The following is a 4,875-nucleotide window of genomic DNA, read 5'->3' on the forward strand; positions in this document are numbered from 1 at the left end:
GCGATGATCGCGCCGGCTGAGATCTGCTTGTCGACCGCCAGCCATGCGCCCAGGCCCAGGGCCGCGGACTGCAGGAACATGCGGGTGAACTTGGTGGCCGCCGAATAGCCGCCGCCCGTGAACTGGGCCTTGGCCGACAGGTCCAGGCCGGCGCGGCGATCGGCCAGCTGGCGCTCGCGCAGGGCGCCGCGCATGCCCAGGGCGCGCACGACCTCGCCGTTGGCGGCGGCGGCTTCCTGCGAGGCGTAGGCCTGGGCCTGGGCGATGAAGGCCTCGCGGGCCCGCGTCCGGGTGGCTCGCTCGTTGAACACCGCCAGCACCACCAGCACCGCGCCGCCGACGATGGTCATCGCGCCCAGCGCCGGGTGGATCATGAAGGCGACCAGGACGTAGATCGGCGTCCACGGGATGTCGAAGGCGGCGATCGCCACCGGACCCGACAGGGCCTGGCGGATGACGTCGAACTCGCGCATGCCCTGGGCCGAGGCCCCGGGCGCCATGGCGCTCATCAGCTTCTGCAGGATGCCGCCGGCCAGCAGGCGGTCCAGGCGCAGTCCGGCCAGGGTCAGCAGCCGCGCGCGGACAGATTCCAGGGCGGTCTGGGTGGCCAGGGCGAAGGCCACGACCAGGGTCAGGTACAACAGGGTCAGCCGGCCCTCGGTGGGCACGACCCGGTCATAGACCTGCATCATGTAGATGGTCGGCGCCAGCAGCAGCAGATTGATGAAGGCGCTGAACACGGCGGCGGCCAAGAGGTGCGGGCGGCAAGCGCGCAGGGCGGCGACCAGCGGCGGCGGCAATGGGGCGTCCAGGAACTTCACGCGTCTCTCCCCTGGACGCGTCACCCTCTCCGTCAGCTCACTCGCCGTCCGCAGGTCTCACGCCCCTGGGCAGTACCTAACGTTGCGGCTCGCCAATATGCAAGAACGTCGTTGTGCGAAAGGGTAAAGGGCCGTGCGCACGACCCCGCCCCTACTCCACGAAAGCCGGGGCGGTGACGCGCCGGCCCAGCAGGAAGGCGTCGGCCACGTGGCGCAGCGGCGTGACGTCGACATCGGACTGGCCAGACCCGATCAACGCGGCGAAACGGGCGTAGAGGCCCGGATATTCGGCTTCCGGCTGCTCGTGGACCAGGGCGCCGTCGATCCACAGCTTGGCGCCGCCGTGCGACAGCCGCAGGGCGCCGCCGTCGGTGTCGATCTCGATGTCCCAGCTCTGCGGACCGGTCTGCAGGAAGTCGAACGCGGCGGTGACCGGCACGCCGGCGGTGTCGACGAAATCCAGCTCGGCCTGGATCGGCGACTGGCGGTTCTCGGGCACGTGCAGGACGGCGGCGGTGAGAAAGAACGGGCGCGGCAGGACGGCGGTGGCGATCGACAGGGCGTTGATGCCGGGATCGAACACGCCCAGGCCGCCCGGCTCCCAGATCCAGTCCTGGCCGGGATGCCAGACCCGCACGTCCTCGCGCCAGTTGATCCGGGCCGCCGTGATCGTCTTGCCGACCAGCCAGTCGCGCGCCGGGGCGACGGCGGGGGCGTGGCGCGAGTGCCAGGTGGTCTGCAGGGTGACGCCCTGGGCCTGCGCGACCTGGCGCAGGTCCTCGACCTCGCTGAGCGTCGCGCCGGGCGGCTTTTCCAGCATCACGTGCTTGCCGGCTTCCAGCGCCTGGCGGGCCAGGCCGTGGCGCACCTGGGGCGGGGTGCACAGGGCGACGGCGTCGAAGGCCACGCCGCTGGCTTGGAGTTCGTCGAAGCTGTGGAAGCTGGGCAGGCCCGGCTGCTCGGCGTGACGGCTGACGATGGCGACCAGTTCGAAGCGCGGATCGCCGGCCATGGCCGGCAGGTGCTGGTCGCGAGCGATCTTGCCCAGGCCGATCAGGGCCACGCGGATGGGGGKGGCGGTCATGGGGGCTCGCGACTCTGGAAACTTATTTGTAGGATAAATGCTTGGTGGCGCTTGGGATGTCAAACCCTACAACGCAGACGCCCGACGCCCCCTCCGTCACGATGCGTATTCGCATCGCGCCACCTCCCCCGTTTCACGGGTGAGGAGGAAGCGGATCGATCTTCTCCTCCCCCGTGCAACGGGGGAGGTGGCGGGCGAAGCCCGACGGAGGGGGCGTCCCCGCGTCCTACGCCCCCAGCAACTCAAAGCTCGCCGTCAGCCCGTCCACGGCGCTGTTGGCCACCCACAGGTCAAACATACCCGGCTCGGCGATCCAGCGGTCGTTGTCGCCGACGAACATCAGCGAGCCGCGCTCCAGGCTGAACCGCACTTCGCGCCGCTCGCCCGGCTTCAGCGCCACCCGCACGAAGCGCTTGAGCTCGCGCACCGGCCGGGTGCGGCTGGCCACGCGGTCACGGATGTAGAGCTGGACCACATGCTCGCCGGCGACCTTGCCGGTGTTGGCGACGGTGGCGGTGATGAACAGCTTCTCGTTCCACCCCAGCCGCGTGGTCGACAGCTTGACGTCGCTGAGCGCGAAGCTGGTGTACGACAGCCCGTGGCCGAACGGGTACAGCGCCTCGTTGCGGGTGGTGCGCCAGCGGGCCTTGTACTCCTGGCTGTCGTCGGCCTGGGGCGCGGGACGGCCGGTGGTGCGGTGGTTGTAGGCGAAGGGCTCCTGGCCGCTTTCGTGCGGGAAGCTGACCGGCAGGCGGGCCGACGGATTGACCTTGCCGAACAGCACGTCGGCCACCGCGTGGCCGGTCTCGCTGCCCAGGAACCAGGTGGCGAGGATGGCGGGAGCGGTCTTGACCGCGCCTTCCAGCACCAGGGCCCGGCCGTGGCGCAGCAGCACCACCGTCGGCCTGCCCACCGCCCCGACCAGGTCGGCCAACTTCTGCTGAACCGCCGGCAGGCCGATCTCGGTGCGCGACTGGGCCTCGCCCGACATGTTCTGGCTCTCGCCCACGGCCAGCAGCACGATGTCGGCGGCCCTGGCGGCGGCCACCGCCTGATCGTAGCCGCCGGGGATGGTGTTCTCGACGTCGCAGCCCTTGGCGATGATCAGCTGCGACGGGTCGGCCATCGCCTCGCGGAGGCCGGTGGCCAGGTCGACGCCMAGACCCTTGTCGCCGAAGAAGGCCCAGGGCCCCAGGATGTTGTCGCGGTCCTCGGCGAACGGACCGATCAGGGCGATGCGCTTGCCCTTGGTCGGCAGCGGCAGCAGGCCGCCGTCGTTGCGCAGCAGCACGATCGACTTGCCGCCGGCCTCCCGCGACAGAGCCCGCATGGCCGGGGTGGCGGTGTTGGCGGCCTGGGCCTTGGCGTCGATCGAGCGGAACGGCCGGTCGAACAGGCCCAGCGTCTCCTTCAGGCTCAAGACCCGGCGCACGGCGTTGTCGACCGTCGCCATCGGCACCAGCCCCTGGGCGACCAACTCGGGCAGGTAGCGGCTGTAGAGACCGCTCTGCATGCTGATGTCGACCCCGGCCAGGATCGCCAGCCGCGCGGCGTCCTTGTCGTCGGCGGCGTAGCCGTGGGCCACCAGCTCCTGGTCGGCGGTGTAATCGGAAATGACCACGCCCTTGAAGTTCCACTCGCCGCGCAGGATGTCGGTCAGCAGATGCTTGTTGGCCGTGGACGGTATGCCGTTGATGTCGTTGAAGGCCGACATCACCGACAGGCAGCCCGCGTCGAAGGCGGCCTTGAACGGCGGCAGGTGCACCTCGCGCAGGGTTTCTTCGGAAATGTCGACGGTGTTGTAGTCCAGCCCGGCCATCACCGCGCCATAGGCGGCGAAGTGCTTGGCGGTGGAGAGCAGGCTGTCGGGCGCGGTCAGGTCGCGGCCCTGGAAGCCGCGCACCCGGGCCTGGGCCATCACCTCGCCCAGGAACACGTCCTCGCCCGAGCCTTCGGCGCCCCGGCCCCAGCGCTGGTCGCGGGCCACGTCGACCATCGGGGCGAAGGTCCAGTGGTTGCCGTACGACGAGGCCTCGATCGCGGCGGCCCGGGCCGTGCGCTCGGCGAGGCCCGGATCGAAGCTGGCGGCCTCGGCCAGGGGGATCGGATAGACGGTCTTGAAGCCGTGGATCACGTCGGCGGCGAACAGCAGCGGGATGCGCAGGCGCGAATGCTCGACCGCGGCGGTCTGGGCCAGCAGCGCGCCCTCGACCCCGACGCCGTTCATCAGCACGCCGATGCGGCCGGCCCGGACGTCGGCCAGGATCTGCTGGGTGTTGCGCTGGTTGACCAGGGGATTGATGTCGCCGACCGGCGGCCGGATCATGTCGGAATAGCACGACAGCTGGCCGGCCTTTTCCTCCATCGTCATCTGGGCGAGCAGGGCCTCGACCCGGGACGAGGCGGCGCGCGCCGCGCCCGCTCCGGCCAGGGCGAACCCCGCCAGCCCCGTCGCGCCGGCCAGGACCGCTCGCCGGTCAACACCCTGTCGCCCGCCACCGTCCGCCATGAAGCCTCCCCGAACTGAATCGCCGCAACCTCGCCAGAAACGACGCTTGGTGCAATGGTGCGTTACCTGAGGGGCGACCAACGCCTGCAACCTCGGAGAGCTCCCATGACCACCCGCTGGCGCATCGATGTCCGTCTCGGCGACGCCCCGCCGCACGCCCCCCTGCGCAGCATGGAGGTCGAAGCCCAGACCGAGGTCGACGCCCTGCGAATCGTCCTGGCCCAGGCCGAGCAGGACAAGTCCGACGCCGAGGAGCTGCTGCAGGACGGCCAGGAGGAGGTGTTCTCGCGGACCGAGGTGCGCGAGGGGCAGACGGAGCATCAGGGACATACGGACTGATGCCGCTTTCTGAAACCCTCTCCCAGAGGGAGAGGGAGGGSCCCGCCGCGTAGCGGTGGGAGGGTGAGGGGTTACATCCTCACCGTTTTCTCACAGCGCCCTGCCGGCGCGCCGTCTGACGT

The 4,875-nt window shown here is 70.5% G+C and carries 4 protein-coding genes; 1 reads left to right on the plus strand and 3 read right to left on the minus strand.

The genetic code is table 11. The features are described 5' to 3' along the window. The 3 genes from AC1DZ6_RS19075 to AC1DZ6_RS19085 all read right to left on the minus strand — a co-directional run. A partial coding sequence (locus AC1DZ6_RS19075; protein ID WP_477098716.1) for an ABC transporter transmembrane domain-containing protein occupies positions 1–821 on the minus strand: 821 nt, incomplete at its 3' end. A gap of 151 nt (positions 822–972) precedes the next feature. After that, positions 973–1,905 carry a Gfo/Idh/MocA family protein gene (locus AC1DZ6_RS19080; RefSeq protein ID WP_477098717.1) on the minus strand — a complete coding sequence of 311 codons (933 nt, stop codon included), beginning with the start codon at positions 1,903–1,905 and terminating at the stop codon, positions 973–975. 226 nt (positions 1,906–2,131) lie between these two features. After that, positions 2,132–4,414 carry a glycoside hydrolase family 3 N-terminal domain-containing protein gene (locus AC1DZ6_RS19085; RefSeq protein ID WP_477098718.1) on the minus strand — a complete coding sequence of 761 codons (2,283 nt, stop codon included), beginning with the start codon at positions 4,412–4,414 and terminating at the stop codon, positions 2,132–2,134. Positions 4,415–4,519: 105 nt separating this feature from the next. On the opposite strand from AC1DZ6_RS19085, the gene AC1DZ6_RS19090 reads away from it, so the two are divergent. Next, entirely contained in the window at positions 4,520–4,753 is a 234-nt protein-coding gene (locus AC1DZ6_RS19090; protein WP_477098719.1) for a hypothetical protein, read from the plus strand. Positions 4,754–4,875 lie beyond the last annotated feature (122 nt).

Source organism: Caulobacter sp. P1_B12_2 (genome assembly GCF_056406675.1).

Coding starts and splice junctions, on each gene's coding strand:
- AC1DZ6_RS19090 (WP_477098719.1), top strand. CDS start 4,520: ATGACCACCCGCTGGCGCATCGATGTCCGTCTCGGCGACGCCCCGCCG.